The sequence below is a fragment of the Staphylococcus pasteuri genome (assembly GCF_003970495.1).
GTDB lineage: Bacteria > Bacillota > Bacilli > Staphylococcales > Staphylococcaceae > Staphylococcus > Staphylococcus pasteuri.
Genome location: NZ_RXWW01000014.1, coordinates 14,302 through 34,851, shown reverse-complemented (window position 1 = coordinate 34,851; position 20,550 = coordinate 14,302). Strand labels below are relative to the sequence as shown.

Genomic DNA, 20,550 nt, shown 5'->3' with positions numbered 1-20,550 from the left:
ATTTTATACATAATAAAATAAATTATACCTACAATGAGAACAATACTTATAAAGCTTGTAATATATATACCTATGTATACTTCTCCAAACAAACCTAAAATTTCATATATAATTTTAGAAGCAAATAATGTATGAATGATAGCTACGATAAAAGGAATACTAAATAACCATATTAATTGTTGATCCAATATGTGTTTGATTTTCTGATTATCAATACCTAAATGTTCCATAGTAAGATAATTTTGAACATCTTCTTGTGCTTCAGAAACTTGCTTGTAATAAATAATTAAAAATATGCCAATAAATAGAACTAATGATACTAAACTTCCAACAAATATAAGTCCTCCATTAATGTTGTACCAAACGTTCTTAAATTGCTCATAAGTACTAATATCTATATCATGTTTTCGTTCAATCTCATGTATTATCGGTGAATCATTTCCTTTTAACTCATAGTCATTAAACTCTATCGTCGTATTTGTTAAATGCATGTTCGATTGTGATGTCGACTTGTTATAGTAGTTAACTATTTGATTTAATTCCCTATCATTTTTCACTATCAAATTAATATTTTCACTGAATCTTAGAGAATTAACGTTAGTCTGATGGACACGTTTTATATGGTAAGGTTTACCTTGTATGACTATTTTGTCAGAATCATCTAGAATATTCATATTAGTGTTTACGCCAACTTCATTATCTTTAAGATGGAGATGACGATTAAATTGATTATAGTCATTTAAATTCATAACAGTTATAAATACATTTTTATTTTTCCCTGGATCAATATTAAACTTATTTGGTGTTTCACTCGGTTTTAATAATCTTTGATATTCTGAATTAGCATCCAAATATACATTAAACAGTGATTGCGTATAAACTTTTGGCGTATCAGCATTCGTCTTCTGTTTAATATCATTAATTACTTTTTTTACTTTTTTAGCAGTTTGTTGATTATGATGAAAGTCTCCATCTACACTCGTTACATATTGATTTTTCCACATTTCATTTACATTTTTATCTAAACCTCTATATGTAGTTACTGTCATCCCTAAAGTAACAATTAAGAAAGTACAAAGTAGTGCTATGCTTGCCAAACCAATAGCATTAGATTTCATGCGTGTTCTTAGACCAGAAATTAAAAAGAAATGCTTAGGTTGATAATAATACTTTGGCAACTTTTGTAATCTTTCTATTATAAGCACACTGAATGAAACAAATAATAAATAAGTACCAGAAAACACGAAAAATATAGCTATAAACAATGCAAAAAAAGATTCAACAGGCGTATTGTCCTGCAATGCAATTCTATAACCATTGCCCACAAGAATAATGCCTACAAGTAGAAGTATATAATTGATCACTTTTTTATAACGTCGCTTGTGATAAACCTTTTTATTAATTAATTGCATAGGATTTTGTAGCGTGATTTTAAATTGATTAATCATAAAAAGTAATAACATCACTATAAATAACAACAATAATGTAATCCACATTGCTTTAACATCAAATGGATATGCACGTAAACTAGTTTGATGACCTGTCGTAATTTTATTGATTAACATAAAGAATAATGATCCAAATAAATATCCACCCACGATACTAATTATCGTTATAATGCAGTATTTTATTATATGTTCAATAAGTAACATCACTCTAATATGTTTCTTTTCCATTCCTAAAATAAGATACAGTGAAAATGTCTTTTGTTGTTGTTTCATTACAAATTGATTGGCATAAATAATAAAAATGACAGCCAATAATGACATGAATACATTACCAATAATTGCAAACATACCTAGCATTTGGTGATGTTGTTGTATATATGAATTAGTCGTAATAGATAATAATATGTATTCTATAGCAAATATAATACTTGAAGATAAAATAAATGGTAAGATGATATGTCGTTGTGTTACAAAATGACGCTTAACCATAGTCCAAATCATCGAAAAGGGCATCTCATTTACTCCCTCCCATTATTTAAGATAGCTAAACTATCAGCAATTCGCTTTTGATATTCTGATTGTCTTTCTTCTCCACGATAAATTTCATGGTACAAACGTCCATCTTTTATAAATATGACTCTATTCGCATATGAAGCATCAATATTAGAATGAGTCACCATCAAAATCGTTTGTAATTGTTGTTGATTAATTTGTTGAAATAATTGCATTAAATGTTTTGAACTTTTCGAATCAAGTGCACCAGTGGGCTCATCAGCTAATAAAATTTGGGGTTGTGTAATAAGCGCTCTTGCTATAGCTACTCGTTGCTTTTGTCCTCCAGAAATTTGGTTAGGAAATTGATTTAATATATCACTAATATTAAGACGCTGAGCTAAGTTATCAATACGCTGTTGCATAACTTTAACTGGTTTATTAGCCAAAACTAATGGCATTAAAATATTATCTTTGTTAGTCATTGAATCTAATAAATTAAAGTCTTGAAAAACAAAACCTAATTGTTCACGTCGAAATGAAGCGATATCTTTCGATTTCAGTGATGCTAATGATTGACCATCGATTTGAATCGTTCCTTCTGTCAATTGATCGAACGTCGCAATAAGTTGAAGTAAAGTTGTTTTTCCCGAACCTGATTCTCCTATAATAGCTACAAATTCACCTTTATCAACAAATAAATTCATATCACTTAATGCTTCTGTCCTATTTAGCCCCTTGCCAAACACTTTTTTAACTTGCTTCACTTCTAATAACATATGGACGCTCCTTTCCTAATCATTACCTATTTTATATTAAAAAATAACCAACAACATTTATAATTTCTTACAAATTTTGTTGGTTACCTTACAATTTTGAAAGTTATCATTCTCTTGGAAAATCAATCGTAAAATGCGTACCACTGTTTAATTTTGATTCTACTTCAACGTTTAAATTAAGATGTTGAGATATGTGTTTAACAATAAATAAACCTATACCACTAGATGATTCATTAAGACTCCCATTATATCCAGAATATCCTTTGTCAAAGATTTTTGGTAAATCTGCTTGGCTAATACCTATACCATTATCTTTGATATATAATTGTTTTGTTTCTGAGTTAAAGTTAATCCAAATATCTTTGCCACGTGCATACTTTAATGCATTATTTAACAACTGTTCTATTAATATAGATGCCCATTGTGCATCGGTTAATACGTTATCATCAACTGATTGATAATGGATTTTAGTATTTTGTTCAATAAAATGTACACGATACTTCATAATTAAAGGCTTGATTAACTCGTCAATTTTTACTTCTGAAATACTCATATCAGAAGCTTCATTAAGTAATTTCAAATAACTTAATGCTAGACTAGTATAATTATCTATTTGTACTATTTCTTGTCTTACTTGATTAACAACATTATGTTCATTACGTTCTAATAATAATTGGGTGGCAGTAATAGGTGTTTTAATTTGATGTACCCATGTTAAAAAATAACTTTCAATATCTTTTTGATATTCAGCTTGTCGTTTTTTTGTTTCAAATAATTCTTCTTCAAGTACCTCTATTTTATGTTTAAGATTAACTTGTTTTTGAAATCCTAAATAACTAATCCACCAATAAATCAGCATAATAAATAAAACAATAGCAATACCAAGCAGCAATGCACTCATTGAAAGTGAAAATACAAAAAAGATCACAGCAAATAATAATAATATTAATGTGACGATTGCAATTTCATTTTTAATTGTTTTTATAAAAGGTAACATCATTTTATTTACACCCTATATCCAACATTTTTCTTCGTTTCAATAAAGTCTTTTAAACCAATTTGATTTAATTTCTTGCGCAGTCGCGTCATATTAACGGCTAATGTATTATCATCTATATAATTTTCAGATTCCCAACATTTTTCAATCAAAGCATTGCGTTTAACGAATTTCCCTTCATTTTGGAATAATAACTTTATGATTTGAAGTTCTGTTAAAGATAATTGTATTGCTTCTTCGTTATAAATAATTTTGGCCTCATCAATAATTAACTTACAACCTTTGACAGTTAATTCATCATTGGAAACTGCTAAATCATAGGTACGACGAAGTAATGCTTGAACTTTAGCAACCGTTAATGATAAATTAAATGGCTTTTCTATGAAGTCATCGCCACCCATTTGGATAGCCATAATTTGATCCATATTATCCGTTCGAGAACTGATAAATATAATAGGCACATTAGAAATCTTTCTTATTTCTTGGCACCAATGAAATCCATTTAATGTCGGTAGATTAATATCTAACAATACTATGTCAGGTTGATATGTGATGAAGTCATCTAAAATATTTGAGAATTGTTTAGCTATACTTACCTCATAATTCCAATTTTTAAGTTCATTAGCTAAACTTTCTGCAATGACAAAATCATCTTCTACTATAAAAATCTTCATTAAGATACACCTTTCGTTGCGCTAAATTGTTTTATCTTGATGTTTATCTTTTTCATCAGTTTGATGTTGAATATGATTTTCATTTTGATTGTTTTTAGCTTCTTGGTTCTTTTTTCTTCTTTTTTCTTCATAAATACTTAAAGCAATAAAACCTACTATAAATAATGGGGATAACATGACAAATATCATTTTCTTCACCTCAGTCATATTAGCTTAAGAAGTTACGATGATAAATACACACCTTAATTTCTCTTACTACACTGTATTTATTATCTATTTTACATCTTTATTATAAAAAATACATTTGTTATGAGTGATTTACTTTTACATTTCTTAATGTAATTAAAATTTATTATAGATTTACAATCTATTTACATGAATATCATAAACAGTCAAAATTATTTTCTTATAATTAAAATGTAATGAGTATATACATATTTTAGGAGGCTTTTTTAATGAAATCTTTTAAACATATTGGTAAGTATTTGTTGTCGGGTAGCATAGTCGCTGCAACATTATTAAGTACGACAAATATATCTTCAGCTTCAGAAACAAATGCTGATAAAAGTAAGGATAAAAACAAAGATGACGCAGTAGCCTTCGGTAATACTAAAAATCCAAAAAATGTCATCTTTTTAGTGGGTGATGGTATGGGTCCATCATTTAATACGGCCTATCGTTATTACCAAAATGATCCATCTGCAAAATCTATGAATCCTACCACTTTTGATAAATACTTAAAGGGTACGAATCGTACATATCCAAACGATCCTAAAGAAAACGTGACAGACTCAGCTGCAGGAGCAACTGCATTTAGTTCTGGTCATAAAACGTATAATGGTGCCATTGGTGTAGACGAAAATAAGAAAAAAGTTAAAACAGTTTTAGAAGACGCTAAAGAAAAAGGCAAATCAACTGGATTAGTATCAACTGCTGAACTCACTGACGCAACACCAGCTGCCTATGCTTCTCATGTAGATTCAAGAGATAAAAAAGATGAGATTGCTAAACAATTTTATAAAGATAAAATTAATGGCAAACATAAGGTAGATGTACTTTTAGGTGGTGGCTCTAAATACTTTGGCAAAGAGAACGGCAATCTTGATGAAAAATTTAAAAAAGATGGCTACGATGTAGTATCTAACAAAAATGAGCTTAATCAATCTAGCAAAAAACAAGTATTAGGATTGTTCTCAGAAGAAGATATGCCGCTTCAAATTGATGCGCCAAATAGTAACCCATTATTAGTTGATATGGAAAAAAGTGCTTTAAGTAAACTTGAAAAAAATGATAAAGGATTCTTCCTAATGGTAGAAGGTGCTTCTATTGATAAATCTGCACACCCAAATGATGTAACAGGTGTCATGTCTGAAATGCAAGGCTTTGATAAAGCATTTTCAAATGCTATTGATTATGCGAAAAATCATAAAGATACGCTAGTTGTGGCTACAGCTGACCATTCTACTGGTGGTATGACAATTGCAAAAGGCAAAGATTATAAATGGAATCCTCAAGCCATACATCAAATGAAACATTCTGGTTCATATATGACTAAAGAAATCGCATCAGGAAAAGATCCTGAAAAAGTTATTAAAGAAGGCTATGGCATTGATTTCCCTAAAGAACAAATGGATAAAGTTAAAAAAGAAGCTAAAAAACTTAAAAAATTAACTAAAAAAAGTAAAGATGACGAAGATCCTAAAGTAGAAGAACAAACAACACATCTTCAAGATGCAATCCAAAAACCAATTAATGATGAATCTCATACTGGTTGGACAACATATGGTCATACTGGTGAAGATGTTAATACTTATGCATATGGTCCTGGTTCTAAAAAATTCACAGGTAATAAAGAAAATACTGATAGTGCTAAAAACATATTCGACTTTTTCGCTAATGACGTCAAATAATGATTTAAAAAAATGATTTTAAAAAAATCCGGGATGAGTAAAACCTCATCTCGGATTAATTTCATGTATACAGTTATATTAAATATCTAAATTAATATTCAATATTTGGCGCTTGGTTTACATGGTTTTGATATCTTTTAAAAGCATAGTAACCTGCACCAACTAAAGTTAAAAGTATAGCTAATTTTTTCATCATCAAAACTCCTTTTCAATTTATTCATTTCAATTATCGCTTTGAAATTCTTATGACATAATTATACACTTTTTTCCAATAATTTTAAAAACCTTAATCTAATAGGATTGAAAAAACATAAATTAAATTTAATATACTTAGCACAAATATACAGAATGAGTATGAATGACAACTGCTTCAGGAGAACTTTTTAATTAGATATAAAACGATATAAGTTTATAAAATATCTTTTATTACTCTTGTCCTTTTAAATGCTCTATATGTTTAAAACCATCTCTTCGAATTGCTAGTTCTTCCATAATATCGTACCAATTATGACCTACTTTTTGTTGGATTGTTTGTAATAAGTGATCTTGAGCATAATTAAGTTCATTGATTAACGCGTTCCCACTGTCAGTTGAATATAATTGTTTTACTCGACGATCTTTGTCGGACGTTTTCTCTATGATAAGTCCCTTTTCTTTTAAAGTTCTTAATGTAGCATGTGAACCTTGTTTTGAGATTTCCAAAGTTTGTAATAACTCTTTAATAGTAATACCTGGTAATTTATTGATAAAAAATAAAAACCGGTGATGCTGACGACTCATGCCATATTGTTCAATAATGTCGTCGGCAGTTGTAACAAAGGTTTTATATGCGAAGTAAAACAACATATGTTCATAATCATTTTTATTTGTCGACATTTGCTTTCTTTCCTTTTCTTATGTTTAAGACTTATTATAATAAAAATTCAGTATTTCGTCATGTTTATACTTATAACTAGAAAGGTCAAGTTAGTTGACTTTATAATCTTAAAAAGTTATCTTTTAAATGTAATATACAAATACATAAACGAAGGTGGAATGAGTTATGAAACAACGTGTAGGACAATATTTGATGGATGCAGTACACGCTGCAGGAGTAGATAAAATATTCGGTGTCCCTGGCGATTTTAACTTAGCCTTTTTAGACGATATAATTTCACATGAACACGTAGAGTGGATTGGCAATACGAATGAATTAAACGCTAGCTATGCTGCAGATGGTTATTCACGAATCAATGGTTTAGGTGCATTAGTCACTACTTTTGGTGTAGGTGAATTAAGTGCTGTCAATGGTATTGCAGGTTCTTATGCCGAACGCGTACCAGTAATTGCAATTACTGGGGCACCTACTCGAGCGGTTGAATCTGCTGGTAAATATGTTCACCACTCATTAGGTGAAGGTAAATTTGATGATTACAGAAAAATGTTTGAACCCATTACTACAGCTCAAGGATACATTACACCTGACAATGCAACGACAGAAATTCCAAGACTAATTCAAGAAGCTATAAATGAACGTCGCCCAGTTCATATCCATTTGCCTATTGATGTAGCTATGACTGAAATAGATGTGACTTCAACGTTCCAACCTAAACAACCAACAGAACAAGATATTTCTAGCTATATCAAAATGATTGAAGATAAATTGAATGCTGCTAAGCAACCTGTTATTATTGCAGGTCATGAAATTAATAGTTTTGGCCTACATTCAGAGCTAGAACGATTTGTTAATCAAACAAATATCCCAGTAGCACAACTTTCTTTAGGTAAAGGTGCCTTTAATGAGGAAAATGAACACTATCTTGGAATCTTTGATGGTAGTATTGCTGAAGAAAATGTTAAAAACTATGTTAACCAAAGCGATGCCATCTTAAATATTGGTGCTAAATTAACTGACTCTGCAACAGCAGGTTTCTCATATGAATTCGATATAGATGATGTCGTTATGTTAAATCACAACTATTTTAAAATGAATGAAACAACTTCAAACGATATTGCTTTACCTAACTTATTAAAAGGATTAATGAATATTTCATATAAAAATACATCTGATTTCCCTTCATATGTTAGAGAAGAAAATAACGATTATATATTAGATGATCAACCTTTAACACAAGCAACTTATTTCAAGATGATGCAAGAATTCATACAACTTGATGATATTTTAATAGCTGATCAAGGAACGTCATTCTTCGGTGCATATGACTTATCTTTATATAAAGATAATACATTTATAGGTCAACCTTTATGGGGCTCAATTGGTTATACATTACCTGCCACACTAGGCACTCAAATTGCTGCGCCTAACAGAAGAAATATTTTATTAATCGGAGATGGCTCATTACAATTAACTGTCCAATCATTATCTACTATGATTAGACAGCAATTGAAACCTGTTATATTTGTTATTAATAACGATGGTTATACGGTTGAAAGATTAATTCATGGTATGAAAGAACCTTATAATGATATTCATATGTGGGATTATAAAGCGTTACCTGCTGTGTTTGGTGGCGATAATGTTGCAGTTCATGATGTCAACACATCCCATGAACTTAAAGATGCTTTTGAAAACATAAACGCTAATAATGATCGTATGCATTTCGTCGAAGTCAAAATGGCTGTTGAAGATGCACCAACTAAATTAAGCGATATTGCAAAAGCATTTGCTTCACAAAATAAATAATTAAGCATTAACTTCATATAACAACTTACTTGTATAGAAATCCTCTTGAATAATGAAATTTAGATCATTATTCAAGAGGATTGTTTTTATTGATGCTGAATCATTTTTTCTTCTTCTAATTTTTCAATAACATGATTAATAGTCTGTTCCTGTATTTCTGATTTAATATCTTCATGTATTTCATCTTTAATCATAGGATATAAATGATCAATAATTTGTTTACTTGCAATTTCACCTATCTCTATTTCATATTTTTGATAAAGAAACGATTTTAATTCTTTAGAGACTTCTATAATCATATATATCACCTCTTTTTAATGATTTATTTTAATCCTCCTAAAGTTAATGCCATTATTGCTTTAATTGAATGTAAACGATTCTCTGCTTGCTTAAAAATAATAGAATACGAACTATTAAATACTTCATCAGTAATCTCCATTTCAGAGAGTCCATATTTCTGATAAACTTCGTTACCTACTTTAGTTTGTGTATTATGGAAAGCTGGCAAACAATGTAGTACTTTTACATTCGGATTTTGAACTTTTTTAATTATTGACATGTTCACTTGATAAGGTTTTAACATTGCTACACGTTCTTCTATAACATTTTCAGGTTCTCCCATTGAAAACCAAACATCAGTATATAGAGCATCTGTTTGATATATTGTATTATCTATTTCACTACTTAATTGTATTGTCGCCCCAGTTTGTTGTGCGTATTCTTTAGCCATAGTCACTACTTTTTCTTGTGGTAATCGTGACGTAGGTGCAACAATGTTTACATTGACACCTAATAAAGCGCCTGTAACTAATAAATCACTAGCAACATTATTTTGAGCGTCACCTATAAAAGTCAACGTTTTCCCTTCCAATGTACCCCATTCCTCTTTTAAAGTCATGAAGTCAGCTAACATTTGAGTAGGATGCCATTCATTCGTTAACCCATTCCAAACTGGTACATTTGCATATCTTGCTAATGTTTCCACATCATCATGTTCATGCCCTCTAAATTCAATACCATCATACATACTTCCCAATACTTTAGCAGTATCATAAATAGATTCTTTTTTACCTAAATGAATTTCATTTTGACCAAAATAATCAACATTCATTCCTAAATCATGTGCCGCTACACTGAAAGCAGCTCGAGTACGTGTTGATGGTTTTTCAAAAATAATAGCTATATTTTTATTTGGAAGTAATTGATGTGATTGATTATTTTTCTTTTCATCTTTTAATTGTCGTGCTTTTTCAATAATATAATTCAATTCTTCTTTAGTATAATCAGTCGATTTTAAAAAACATTTACCTTCAAAGTTAAATTCTCTCATGTCATCAACTCCTTGATAACATATTACAATAAAATTAATATAGATTCAATATAATGATTATTTATGCATGAATTAAAAAGCGCTTTTCCCTTTGTTATTCTGATTAGTTGCTATCTAATCTGAAGCAAAATACGTTTTCTATGTATATATGTTTTTGTAATATAAAACTATTTCATGATGTTTCTCATGAAACATTTTAAAAGAAAAAGACTAAGCAACAATCATATTATTATCTTTCAAAAATAATTTTCTACATTTCAAGCAAGTTAATCTATTTATTTATATCTTCTTGTTTTTACTTTGAAATTAAGACTACTCGATGTCTACCGTAAGACAAACCTAAGTGTGACGTATATTAAAAAAGCCTTTCATTGTCTCATTCACAATGAAAAGCTTTTAACTATATAAATATTATTCAACGCCGACATCTTCCCATGATTGATTTACTTTGTCTGCAGTGGATTTATCATATAAATCAAGTGCTGCTTGATGTAATGATTTCTTTGCATCTTCAAAATCAGAATTTGAAGAAAGATATTGTGTTAATGTTCGATAATAAATTTGTTCTGCTTTATCTTTACCAATACGTTTGATAGTTAAGTACGCAGCTTTGTTAGGTATACCAGAATTGGTATGTACTCCGCCATTATCTTCTTGAGTTTTTGAATAATGTTTCATATTAGATGGTTGATCATATTGTTCAGGTTTAGACATACTTCTAAGTGCATCGCCTTTAACATTAGGTGTGTATATATCTTCACCTATTAAAAAGTTATCACTATCAATAAAGTATGCAAAGGTATCAGAAATACTTTCATTTAAGGCTCCCGGTTGATTTTCATATACTAAATCCGCTGTTTCTTGGGTGATTCCATGTGTAATTTCATGTGCTACAACATCTTTAGCACCAGAGAATGGTAAATAATTTTCATTATCGCCATCACCATAAATCATTTTGTCTCCAATCCATGCAGCATTATTTCGATTGTCTTCATTCTCAAATTGGTTAACATGTGTCAGTGAATCGATAGTACTTCCTTTATCATCATAAGATTCTCGTCCAAATTTATTTTTATAATACTCGTAAACGTCTTTAGCATAGTCATTAGCGTCTACGCCAGCTCGTTGGGACTGACTTACAAAGTTTTTATCTTTATCAGTCATTAGTTTCGAATCACCTGATTTATCATTATAGTCATAAGCTGAAATTTTACCTTGATGTGTCACATCTTGCAGTGCATATCCTTTTTTCTGACTATTGATATTAATTTTTTTGTTTTTATTTAGTACACTTTTGCCTGTACCTTTAGTAGCAGCATGTTGCATATTATTTAATTTATCAACGACCTCACCTGTTTGGGCATCTACTTGTATAGTCCAGTGAGATATTTTAGGGTATGTTGTTACGATTTCAATATTATAAACATATTTATTATGTTGACCACTAATTTGGATATTATTCTCTTTAACAACATTATCTTTAAAGTTTTTAGCTTTATTTGATGACATAGAAATAGATTCGAATGCTTTATTCAGAGCTTCGTTTTTATTAATTTCAATACTATTACTTGGCTTAATTTCACCACCACTCGTATTTCCATTTATAAGAACTACTTTCCCTTTTTGATCTGTATGTATTTTAACTTCTCTATCAGGCACATATGTATTTTTAAACTTTGGCTGTAAAGTGTAATGTGTATAACCTAATTGGTCAGTTTTCACCTCAACAGTTTTGTAATGTTTATATTGTTTTTTCGCATTTTTATCATTAGGTAATACTTTTAATGCTTGGAATGCTTTATGTTTTTCTGTAATTTCTATTTTACTTTTAGTTGATGACTGTTCGATCTTAGCATCGGCATTTCCACTATAAATAGAACTGCTTAATGTTAATAATGAGATGCCTGAAATAGCAATTTTTGAAATTTTATTCATAGAACTCCTCCATTTATTCACAAAATTTATAATCTCCCCCAATAATATTTATATTTTTCAAAAAAGTAAATGCAAATTTCATAAAATACTTTGAATATTCTTTATAAAACACAATAAAAAAGACGTCATTTAATATATGACGTCTGTAAAAAATCTTATTTTATTTAATTTTTTTGATAGCTTTATCTTCTTTTACAGCTACTTTAGTTTTTTCATAACCAATTACTATACGGTCAATTTTACCTTTAGAAGAGTCAAACCATACTGTTTCACCTTTTTTATTAGGTTGGTAATAATAGATACCAGTATTATTATTTTTACCATTATTTACTTTTTTCAAATCTTTACCATATGATTTTTGTAAATCAGTTAGCTTCAATTGTTTTTTCAATGGAATATCAACTAGTGAAGCCTTTTTAGTTTTTTTATCATATTGGCGGAATAATTGATCTGATTTAACAATATTTTTTGTTGAATTTGTTGATGCAATTTTTATACCATTAAATGTTACATTTTGAGCTTTGATAGCATTTTTGAAGTTTTTATCTAATACGAATTTTGCATCGTAGCCTGCGTCACCTTTATAAGTATAATATGCATTATGTTGTTGTGTAGTTGCTGCATGAGCAGTAGTATTTATAACTGGCGGCGCACTCGCTGATGCACTTAATAATGTTCCAAAAGCTAATGTAGACGCAATAATTGTTTTAGTCTTTTTATTCATGAGAGTACCTCACTTTCTTTATCTGTTACTATGTCTCTCAATGAGACTTCTAAATTATACGCTATCGGTCAAAGACATACAATTAAAAGCAGTTGTTATTACATATTTGTAATATTCAAATTGTTGATGAACATAAAACACTTGTAAACATAATTAATTTTTAACATTCTTCTAAATATGTAGTTAGCAGTTGGATATAATAGTCTATGAATTTTAAATAATCCGCTTTATTTACACACTCGTCGATTTGATGAGGTCCTTTTCCTGGTCCAATCATTAAAAATGGAAAAGCATCTGTTTTACCTTTTAATAAATTAGATGCGTCTGTAACTGCAACAGTTGGTGTAATCACTAATTCTGATTGATTGAAGTAATTTGTCGCTAACTGATGTCCTAATTTAAACAAACGATTGTCTCCAGTAGTCACTACAGGATCCAAATCTAAATATATGTCGTGCGTTAATTTTGCTCCTTTATCATTTGCCATGTTGATATATTTTTCAAATAAAGCTTTAACTTTTTCATTATTGTATTCAGGAATCGTTCTAATATTAAATTCAGCAGTTGCATAATCTGGAACTGAATTTACTTGAGTGCCACCTTTAATGATGCTATTTGTCATAACAAGACCTTGTATTCTAGTTTGCACTTCTTCTTTACTAACATAACTAGGTAACTGACTAGCCATTTGGTCGACCATATTACCATAGTTTAATGCTGTACCTTTAATATTTTGAGTGATTTCTTCATATTCTTTATTAATATTTTGAATAAATTCGATCAGTGGTGTGATCGCATTTTCTCCCATAAACGGTGTTGAACTATGGCTCGAACGACCTTTAGATGTAATTCTAATATCCATAGAACCCTTATGTGCATATACAATACTTGGATATGATGGCTCAGCTATCACTAGTGCATCTACGTCATCCATATAACCTTTACGATATAATTGCTCTGATCCGGCTTGTTCCATTTCTTCTCCAGCAGTTGCTAATAATTTAATTGTTCCTTTAGGTAATTGGCCACTTTCTTTAATTTCTATCATTGCTATCACTAATGCCGCTAGTCCTGATTTCATATCGGCAGCACCTCTACCGTATAAATAGCCATCTCGTTCTGTTAACTCAAATGGAGGCGATGTCCATTCCTCATGATTTCCTTCATGTACAACATCCATGTGACCTGAAACTGCAATTACTGGCTTTCCTGAGCCAATTGTTGCAATAAGATTTGCACGTTTATCTGATACTCTGTCTATTTCAGATTCAATATTATATTTGTTAAGACATTGCTGTAAATACAACGCTACCTCTAATTCATTATCATTAACTGTAGGAATAGATACAATATCTGATAAAATTTTTACCTTTTCTTCGTTATTTAATACGGCCATAAATTTCACTTTCTTTCCTATCATATTTGAAGTCAATTAACATTCTTCATTAAAAATATAATTAAATGATATGTTCTTATTCAGAAAATTGATTATAATATAATTAATTATCATCGAAGTTAATGGAGGATATGCTTTTGAAAAAAATATTAGCAAGTATTGTTGTTTTAGCACTTGTAATAGCATTAGGATTTTCTGTTTTCGCAGCTTTAACTCATCAAAATAAATCATCACATCACAAAACAAATCATCAAACTGAAGACAAAGATAAAAAGAAAGACTCTAAAGATAAAAAACAAACAACTACTAAACAGCAGGAGCCTGTTCAAACTGAGCCTTCATCGTCTCAACAACCAAGTAATACACGCTCTAATAGTTCAGCTAGTCAACAAACGATTCAAAAATCAAATAAAAATAATAATCAAACGTCTCAAAATCAATCAACACAAGCCAAACAATCAACACAACCTGCACAATCTTCACAACGTAGTAGTAATCAATCAACTCGTTCACAACAACCATCAGCATCTAAGAAACAAAATCAATCTAATACGAGTACAGAAACTCCTAAAGCTAACAATGGACAAACTACTAACCAAAATGCGAATCACTCATCGCAGAATAACAGTAGTAATTCAAATAAACAGAACAAATCAGAATAAAATAAGAAATAGGGTTAGGTCATTCTCACACAGGCTCAATGAGCTGAATGTCTAATCCTTTTTTGTTTTGATTTTAATTAAATCTCACTTCAATCTTTCCACTTAGCGCTAACTATTTCATCAAAATCATCACTTATTATCTTCATATCAATGAATTATATTAATATATTATAATATTATTTAAAAATGATTTTGTGTGCAAGTAACTTCTCTTAAGAAAATCACAAAAAAAATTCTAGCACCAAGACATTAATTAACTGTCTTAAGTGCTAGAATCTAATTGTTATTATTCGGTTACATTACTTTCATCAACTTTAGCTGAGACTTTTCTCATTAGAGGATCAGTAATCGGTTTAAGTACTACACCTATAATTATAAACGCTAATCCAAATGCTGCTAAAATAATCACTTTTGTAATTAAAATTTCAGGCACAATACCTCCTACTGTTTCACGTAAAGCGTCAATAGCGTAAGTAAATGGCAAGTACGGTGATATCGTTTGGAAGAATTTAGGCGTTGTTTGAATTGGGAACGTTCCGCCACCGCCTGCAATTTGTAATACTAAGAAAATAATGGCAATTGCTTTACCTGGATTTCCTAATAACGATACACATGTATAGATAATTGAGTTAAATACTAACGAGCAGAACACTGCTATCGTTACGAATAATAATGGTGATTCAACAGCTGCTTTTAATATTACCAAATCTCCTATAGATACAATTAATGATTGAACAATACCTAATAAGAAGAAAAAGCCTGCTTTGCCCATGAAAATTTCGCGTGGTGTGAGTATCGGTTTCAATGATTCATGTTTATTGTCTACTGATAATAAACTCACCATCAATAACCCACCTACCCATATAGATAATGCAGTGTAGAATGGCGTCATTCCTGATCCATAATCTTTAACTGAGAAGACATCTGTTGTCTTTTTATTAATTGGATGAGCAATGACATCAGCTTGTTTTTTCAAATCATTTTTTAGAGTATCGATTAAATTATCAACAGCGTCATCTTTATCCAATTGCTTGAAAATTTTATTTGCTTTTTTCAAGTCTTTTTCAACGCCTGGTAATTTATTTTCAGAGAAGTCGGCTAAATTAGACAATGCCTCTTTAGCTCTAGGTTGATTTTTATCTAGTAGATTAACTGCATTATCATATCTACTGAACAATGATGGTAAATTATCATTTACTGATTGTGTTGCATTAGCTAGGCGTTGTTCTAATCCAGGTAAGTCGTTTCTAACAAAATCTGCGGCCTTACCAACGTCTTTCTTCACGGTTGGGAAGTATGCTTGTGCTGTTTTCATGGCATTGATATAAGCTTGTTCTATGCTAGGTAATGCTGTTTGAATACGCTCAATTCGTTTTTGACCGCTATTTAAAATACTTTGACCTGAATTAATCACTTGATTAATTGAATTTAATTTAGATTGTACATTTGATAATGTTTGTTGTCCTTCAGATAATTGTGCAGTAATGTCATTTGAGATATTTAATAAGTTTTGGTTTAATTCCTTCTTAATATACGTACGGAATTGACTTAATGCACTGTTTGTATCTTTGATATTTTTTAATACATTAACCGCTTCTGCTTTACCAGAACTTCCATTTGATAAGGCATTGATTAATTGGTTTGTAGTTCTTAATTGCTTGTTCAAATGATTGTTTGCAGATTTAATTTGTTTAATTTCTTTAGACAAATCAACATCTTCATTTTTCTCAAGTTCTGATAAGATATCGATAAATTGTTGATTATATTTTGTAGCATTTTCTAATCTTGATTTAATATTATCTAATGGTTCTTTAAACTCAGATGGCTTATCTGATGACAAAATACCATAAGATACATTTTTCAGCGCATCCATATCTTTTTGTGATGCGTTTGCTTGTACATCACTCATATTGGATAGTGATAATAACGATTCAGTCAATGCAGTATTCATTGATTTCACATCATTTGAAGTAACAAACTCATTAGAATTACTATTTTCATTATTACCAGATGTACTCAATGATTTCGTTTTAATATTTGAATTATAACTATGTCCTTCATCATGCTGTTTACCATGTGCACTCTGTTGACTTGTATTAGTTTGTTGTCGTAAGTCTTGGTTCACATTATTATTAGCATTTTGTGCTCGTCCAGCTGCGTCTTGGTAATCACCAACTCTATTTTGAACTTGAGTTAAAAATCCTTTAGCATCAGTCAATTGATCGTTTGCTTCATCAATACCTTGTCCTGCAATAGATACCCCTTTATTTATTTTAGGGAATTGTGCTGGTACATCATTCGCTGCAACATTCAAGACGCGTTCAATGTTAGGCATATAATTATTTAAAGCTAAAATTAATTTTGCCCTTTCGTTTAATGCAGGAATTGATGCATTGACTTGATTGAGTTTTTCTTGTGCATCTAAAATATCACCTTTATAATTACCAAGATTTCTAAATTGATTCGCATATTGATCAAGGTCATCCTGATGGTCATTTAAGTAGATAATTTTATCTTTAAATTTATTTATTTCTGGTAATGATTTATTAGCTGCGTACACTGCATTTTTAATTTTATTAATTGTAGGTACTTCGTCTTCAATTTTCAATCCTACTTTATTTGCTTCTGCAAGTAACGCTTTGGTCACAGTTTGGTTAAATTGTTCATTGGCTTTTTCTACTACCATCGAAGAACCTGTATCTGTTAGTTTTGCAGCTACAGCATTAATTTTTTGATTAACTTTGAAATCAACATCCGCCTTTTCAGGATGCTTTCTTAAAGTACCTGTAATTTGGTGTGTAAACTTACTTGGTATGTATATGCCTGCATAGTATTTCCCCATTTTTATTTCATGATCAGCTTTTTCTCGACTTACAAATTGCCAATCAAAGCTATCATTTTTCTTAAGGGTTTGTACCATTTTGTTACCGACGTTAATTTCTTTTCCTCTTACTTTGTCACCTTTATCTTCATTAACAATTGCCACTTTAATATGTCCAGTATTACCATACGGATCCCACATTGCCCACAAGTTAAACCAAGCATAAAATGAAGGTAATATAGCTAAACCTGCTAAAATCACCCAAACTGCCGGTGTCTTAGCAATTTTCTTTAAATCCGTTTTAAACAGTTTCAGTGCGTTTTTCATTGTCACACTCCTAAAAACAATTTATTAACTTTTCTACCTATTTTGTCACAGTCTTTATACTCATTTTATCAAATGTTATTTTACATTTTTCTAAAAACAATTTATTTTTCTTATAAAGGTTAGTATAATACATTTTGTTAGGTTATTATAATTTGTTGATAAGTATCAATTATAAATGCCATAAATTAAATTATATCAAATTCAAGGTATATAGTACAATAATATTTAAATTTTCAAGGGAGCTTAATAAAGATGTCTAAAGACAAATTCTTAATATATTTACTTTCAACTACTTTAATCGTGCCATCTCTAACAACAGCACCCATAGCCCATGCTGAAGATGATCAAACACCAACACATTCGTCAACTTCACAACGCACTCAATCTCAAAGTAATGATGATAAAAAGAGTGATCAAGTTTCTTCGTCAACTAATGATGATAATAACGATGAAGATAAAGACAAAGACAATGATACCTCTAAAAGTGATAAAGAAGTTAAAAATAAATCTTCACATCAAGATACTAAAAATAATCAATCAAAAGAAGATAATCATTCATCACATCATTCTACACAAACATCTGTCACTGATGATAATTATAAAAAATCTCATCAGCCAACTAATGTTATCAATCAATTTTATGATGGATTATCTTCTTCACAATCTGATTTCAATCGTTTGTGGTCACCAGATAAATATGACAATAGTTTTAGTTTAACGACATTAATTCAGAATTTATTTCACTTTGACTCTGATATTTCAGACTATGAACAACCTGCTCGGGATGAAGAGAAAGATAATCAAAGTTCCGAAAGTCACCAGTATGGCAATGATGATGCAACGAGTGACGAGAGTAAAAGCAATTTAGAGAACGATTCATCTAGAAGTAATTCAGAACAAGATGACAATAATCAAAACGATCAAACTACATCAAATGAAGATACAACAAGCCATAATAACAATGATTCTGATAATGCAACACAAGAAACAAATGATGATGCATCTCAAAGCTCAAACACAAGTCATTCAAGTCAATCTAATACTAAGAATGACGATAATACTGATTCATCAAATCAAAGTATCTCAGATTCTGCAATTGATTCTATTTTAGATGAATATAGTGAAGATGCAACGAAGACACAAAACCAATATCAATCTTCTAAAAAGAAAGAAACTCGCAATGAGAATCATTCAGAAGAAAAACACAATGACGATACACAACAAGATATCAAGAACCCTCAATTACCAACACCTGACGAATTAAAACACAAAACGAAACCAGCACAATCATTTGAGAGTGATTTTAAAAAGTCTAATACACGTTCAACTGGTCTATTCCAACAATTACCAACATTACAAGATGGTCATTTAACAGATGGAGATATCAATATTGTAGATAGTAAAAACACAAGAGACTTTATAAAATCTATCGCCAAAGACGCTCATCAAATAGGACAAAAAGAAGATATTTATGCTTCAGTTATGATGGCACAAGCAATCCTAGAATCTGACTCAGGTAACAGTACGCTTGCTCAAAAACCTAACTTCAATTTATTTGGAATTAAAGGCGATTATCATGGTCAATCTGTTTCATTTAACACATTAGAAGCTGATAGTTCAAATAATATGTATAATATAACAGCTGGATTCCGTAAATATCCTAATACCAAAGCTTCATTAGAAGATTACGCTACTTTAATTAAAGATGGTATCGATGGTAATCCAACAATTTATCAACCAACATGGAAAAGTAAGGCATCTACATATCAGTCAGCAACGTCACACTTATCACGTACGTATGCCACTGATCCAAATTATGCTAAAAAATTAAATAGTATTATTAAACATTATCATTTAACTGATTTTGATAAGAAAAAAATGCCAAGTTTAGATAAATATAACCATTCTATTAAAAATGACGATCAATCACAATCCAGTTTCAAACCATTCGAAGAAAGTCAAGGTAGCGCTGGCTATCCTCAAGGTCAGTGTACTTGGTATGTTGACCAACGTATGAAACAATTTAATGAATATATCCACAGTAATATGGGAGATGCTCATAATTGGAATAACCGTGCAGAAAAAGAAGGCTATCATGTATCATCAACACCTAAAAAGCACACTGCTGTTGTTTTTGAAGCTGGTCAATTAGGTGCAGACACGCAATATGGCCATGTTGCATTTGTAGAAAAAGTTAATTCAGATGGTTCAATTATTATTTCAGAATCTAATGTTAAAGGATTAGGAGTCATTTCATATAGAACAATTGATGCGAGTGACGCTTCACAACTTGATTATATTACTGGTAAATAATTTCAAACTATAAATAATGGACGAGACAATACTAAATTTGCCTCGTCCATTTTTATTTT

At 30.2% G+C, this 20,550-nt stretch carries 17 protein-coding genes; 4 read left to right on the top strand and 13 right to left on the bottom strand.

All coding sequences use genetic code 11. The annotated features are described in order from the left end of the window. The 5 genes from CD121_RS01910 to CD121_RS12195 all read right to left on the bottom strand — a co-directional run. Window positions 1–1,961 (bottom strand): FtsX-like permease family protein (locus CD121_RS01910; protein ID WP_143565111.1); only part of this gene is annotated, 1,961 nt, incomplete at its 3' end. A gap of 5 nt (window positions 1,962–1,966) precedes the next feature. After that, window positions 1,967–2,719, bottom strand: coding sequence for an ABC transporter ATP-binding protein (locus CD121_RS01905; protein ID WP_126567360.1), 753 nt, complete (start codon window positions 2,717–2,719; stop codon window positions 1,967–1,969). 106 nt (window positions 2,720–2,825) lie between these two features. Further along, complete coding sequence (locus tag CD121_RS01900) at window positions 2,826–3,719, bottom strand: sensor histidine kinase (RefSeq protein WP_119622704.1); 894 nt, start codon at window positions 3,717–3,719, stop codon at window positions 2,826–2,828. A 5-nt stretch (window positions 3,720–3,724) separates the two neighbouring features. After that, window positions 3,725–4,390 (bottom strand): response regulator transcription factor, encoded by a 666-nt coding sequence (locus tag CD121_RS01895; protein ID WP_046466948.1) that lies wholly within the window; start codon window positions 4,388–4,390, stop codon window positions 3,725–3,727. 21 nt (window positions 4,391–4,411) lie between these two features. Then, on the bottom strand, window positions 4,412–4,579 hold the full coding sequence (locus CD121_RS12195) for a hypothetical protein (protein ID WP_017637236.1): 168 nt from the start codon (window positions 4,577–4,579) through the stop codon (window positions 4,412–4,414). Between the two features lie 266 nt (window positions 4,580–4,845). Here CD121_RS12195 and CD121_RS01890 point away from each other — a divergent pair, with 266 nt between their 5' ends. Further along, window positions 4,846–6,300: an alkaline phosphatase gene (locus CD121_RS01890; protein ID WP_029055919.1), complete on the top strand. Its 1,455-nt coding sequence runs from the start codon at window positions 4,846–4,848 to the stop codon at window positions 6,298–6,300. Window positions 6,301–6,391: 91 nt separating this feature from the next. On the opposite strand, the gene CD121_RS01885 is transcribed toward CD121_RS01890, so the two are convergent. Together CD121_RS01885 and CD121_RS01880 are read right to left on the bottom strand one after the other, a co-directional pair. Next, window positions 6,392–6,493, bottom strand: a complete 102-nt coding sequence (locus CD121_RS01885; RefSeq protein WP_017637237.1) for an SE2200 family small protein — start codon at window positions 6,491–6,493, stop codon at window positions 6,392–6,394. A gap of 233 nt (window positions 6,494–6,726) precedes the next feature. Next, window positions 6,727–7,176, bottom strand: a complete 450-nt coding sequence (locus tag CD121_RS01880) for a MarR family winged helix-turn-helix transcriptional regulator (protein ID WP_017637238.1) — start codon at window positions 7,174–7,176, stop codon at window positions 6,727–6,729. A 166-nt stretch (window positions 7,177–7,342) separates the two neighbouring features. Here CD121_RS01880 and CD121_RS01875 point away from each other — a divergent pair, with 166 nt between their 5' ends. Further along, the gene (locus tag CD121_RS01875; protein ID WP_119623008.1) at window positions 7,343–8,983 is read left to right on the top strand and encodes an alpha-keto acid decarboxylase family protein; all 1,641 of its coding nucleotides are present in this window, start codon (window positions 7,343–7,345) and stop codon (window positions 8,981–8,983) included. Window positions 8,984–9,069: 86 nt separating this feature from the next. Here the strand turns inward: CD121_RS01875 and CD121_RS01870 are convergent, their stop codons facing one another. The 5 genes from CD121_RS01870 to CD121_RS01850 all read right to left on the bottom strand — a co-directional run bounded on the left by CD121_RS01870 (window position 9,070) and on the right by CD121_RS01850 (window position 14,368). Then, window positions 9,070–9,282 (bottom strand): hypothetical protein, encoded by a 213-nt coding sequence (locus CD121_RS01870; protein ID WP_070453311.1) that lies wholly within the window; start codon window positions 9,280–9,282, stop codon window positions 9,070–9,072. Window positions 9,283–9,305: 23 nt separating this feature from the next. Beyond that, complete coding sequence (gene argF / locus CD121_RS01865; RefSeq protein ID WP_070453314.1) at window positions 9,306–10,313, bottom strand: ornithine carbamoyltransferase; 1,008 nt, start codon at window positions 10,311–10,313, stop codon at window positions 9,306–9,308. Window positions 10,314–10,724: 411 nt separating this feature from the next. Continuing rightward, window positions 10,725–12,248: a M4 family metallopeptidase gene (locus CD121_RS01860; protein WP_119622506.1), complete on the bottom strand. Its 1,524-nt coding sequence runs from the start codon at window positions 12,246–12,248 to the stop codon at window positions 10,725–10,727. 160 nt (window positions 12,249–12,408) lie between these two features. Then, complete coding sequence (isaB, locus tag CD121_RS01855; protein WP_119622505.1) at window positions 12,409–12,972, bottom strand: immunodominant staphylococcal antigen IsaB family protein; 564 nt, start codon at window positions 12,970–12,972, stop codon at window positions 12,409–12,411. 160 nt (window positions 12,973–13,132) lie between these two features. Then, the gene (locus tag CD121_RS01850) at window positions 13,133–14,368 is read right to left on the bottom strand and encodes an ArgE/DapE family deacylase (protein ID WP_126567359.1); all 1,236 of its coding nucleotides are present in this window, start codon (window positions 14,366–14,368) and stop codon (window positions 13,133–13,135) included. Window positions 14,369–14,505: 137 nt separating this feature from the next. Between CD121_RS01850 and CD121_RS01845 the strand changes: the two genes are divergently transcribed. Further along, complete coding sequence (locus tag CD121_RS01845; protein WP_107999983.1) at window positions 14,506–15,030, top strand: hypothetical protein; 525 nt, start codon at window positions 14,506–14,508, stop codon at window positions 15,028–15,030. A 286-nt stretch (window positions 15,031–15,316) separates the two neighbouring features. Here CD121_RS01845 and CD121_RS01840 read toward each other — a convergent pair whose 3' ends face one another. After that, window positions 15,317–18,178, bottom strand: coding sequence for a YhgE/Pip domain-containing protein (locus CD121_RS01840; RefSeq protein ID WP_126567358.1), 2,862 nt, complete (start codon window positions 18,176–18,178; stop codon window positions 15,317–15,319). 252 nt (window positions 18,179–18,430) lie between these two features. Here CD121_RS01840 and CD121_RS01835 point away from each other — a divergent pair, with 252 nt between their 5' ends. Then, window positions 18,431–20,491: an amidase domain-containing protein gene (locus tag CD121_RS01835; protein WP_126567357.1), complete on the top strand. Its 2,061-nt coding sequence runs from the start codon at window positions 18,431–18,433 to the stop codon at window positions 20,489–20,491. Window positions 20,492–20,550: the final 59 nt, after the last annotated feature.

Bases quoted from the DNA above. Each gene is read 5' to 3' on its own strand.
- CD121_RS01905 (WP_126567360.1), bottom strand. From the start codon at position 2,719: ATGTTATTAGAAGTGAAGCAAGTTAAAAAAGTGTTTGGCAAGGGGCTA.
- CD121_RS01900 (WP_119622704.1), bottom strand. From the start codon at position 3,719: ATGATGTTACCTTTTATAAAAACAATTAAAAATGAAATTGCAATCGTC.
- isaB (WP_119622505.1), bottom strand. From the start codon at position 12,972: ATGAATAAAAAGACTAAAACAATTATTGCGTCTACATTAGCTTTTGGA.
- CD121_RS01875 (WP_119623008.1), top strand. From the start codon at position 7,343: ATGAAACAACGTGTAGGACAATATTTGATGGATGCAGTACACGCTGCA.
- CD121_RS01895 (WP_046466948.1), bottom strand. From the start codon at position 4,390: ATGAAGATTTTTATAGTAGAAGATGATTTTGTCATTGCAGAAAGTTTA.
- CD121_RS01880 (WP_017637238.1), bottom strand. From the start codon at position 7,176: ATGTCGACAAATAAAAATGATTATGAACATATGTTGTTTTACTTCGCA.
- CD121_RS01835 (WP_126567357.1), top strand. From the start codon at position 18,431: ATGTCTAAAGACAAATTCTTAATATATTTACTTTCAACTACTTTAATC.
- argF (WP_070453314.1), bottom strand. From the start codon at position 10,313: ATGAGAGAATTTAACTTTGAAGGTAAATGTTTTTTAAAATCGACTGAT.
- CD121_RS01860 (WP_119622506.1), bottom strand. From the start codon at position 12,248: ATGAATAAAATTTCAAAAATTGCTATTTCAGGCATCTCATTATTAACA.
- CD121_RS01850 (WP_126567359.1), bottom strand. From the start codon at position 14,368: ATGGCCGTATTAAATAACGAAGAAAAGGTAAAAATTTTATCAGATATT.
- CD121_RS01870 (WP_070453311.1), bottom strand. From the start codon at position 9,282: ATGATTATAGAAGTCTCTAAAGAATTAAAATCGTTTCTTTATCAAAAA.
- CD121_RS01840 (WP_126567358.1), bottom strand. From the start codon at position 18,178: ATGAAAAACGCACTGAAACTGTTTAAAACGGATTTAAAGAAAATTGCT.
- CD121_RS01890 (WP_029055919.1), top strand. From the start codon at position 4,846: ATGAAATCTTTTAAACATATTGGTAAGTATTTGTTGTCGGGTAGCATA.
- CD121_RS01885 (WP_017637237.1), bottom strand. From the start codon at position 6,493: ATGAAAAAATTAGCTATACTTTTAACTTTAGTTGGTGCAGGTTACTAT.
- CD121_RS12195 (WP_017637236.1), bottom strand. From the start codon at position 4,579: ATGATATTTGTCATGTTATCCCCATTATTTATAGTAGGTTTTATTGCT.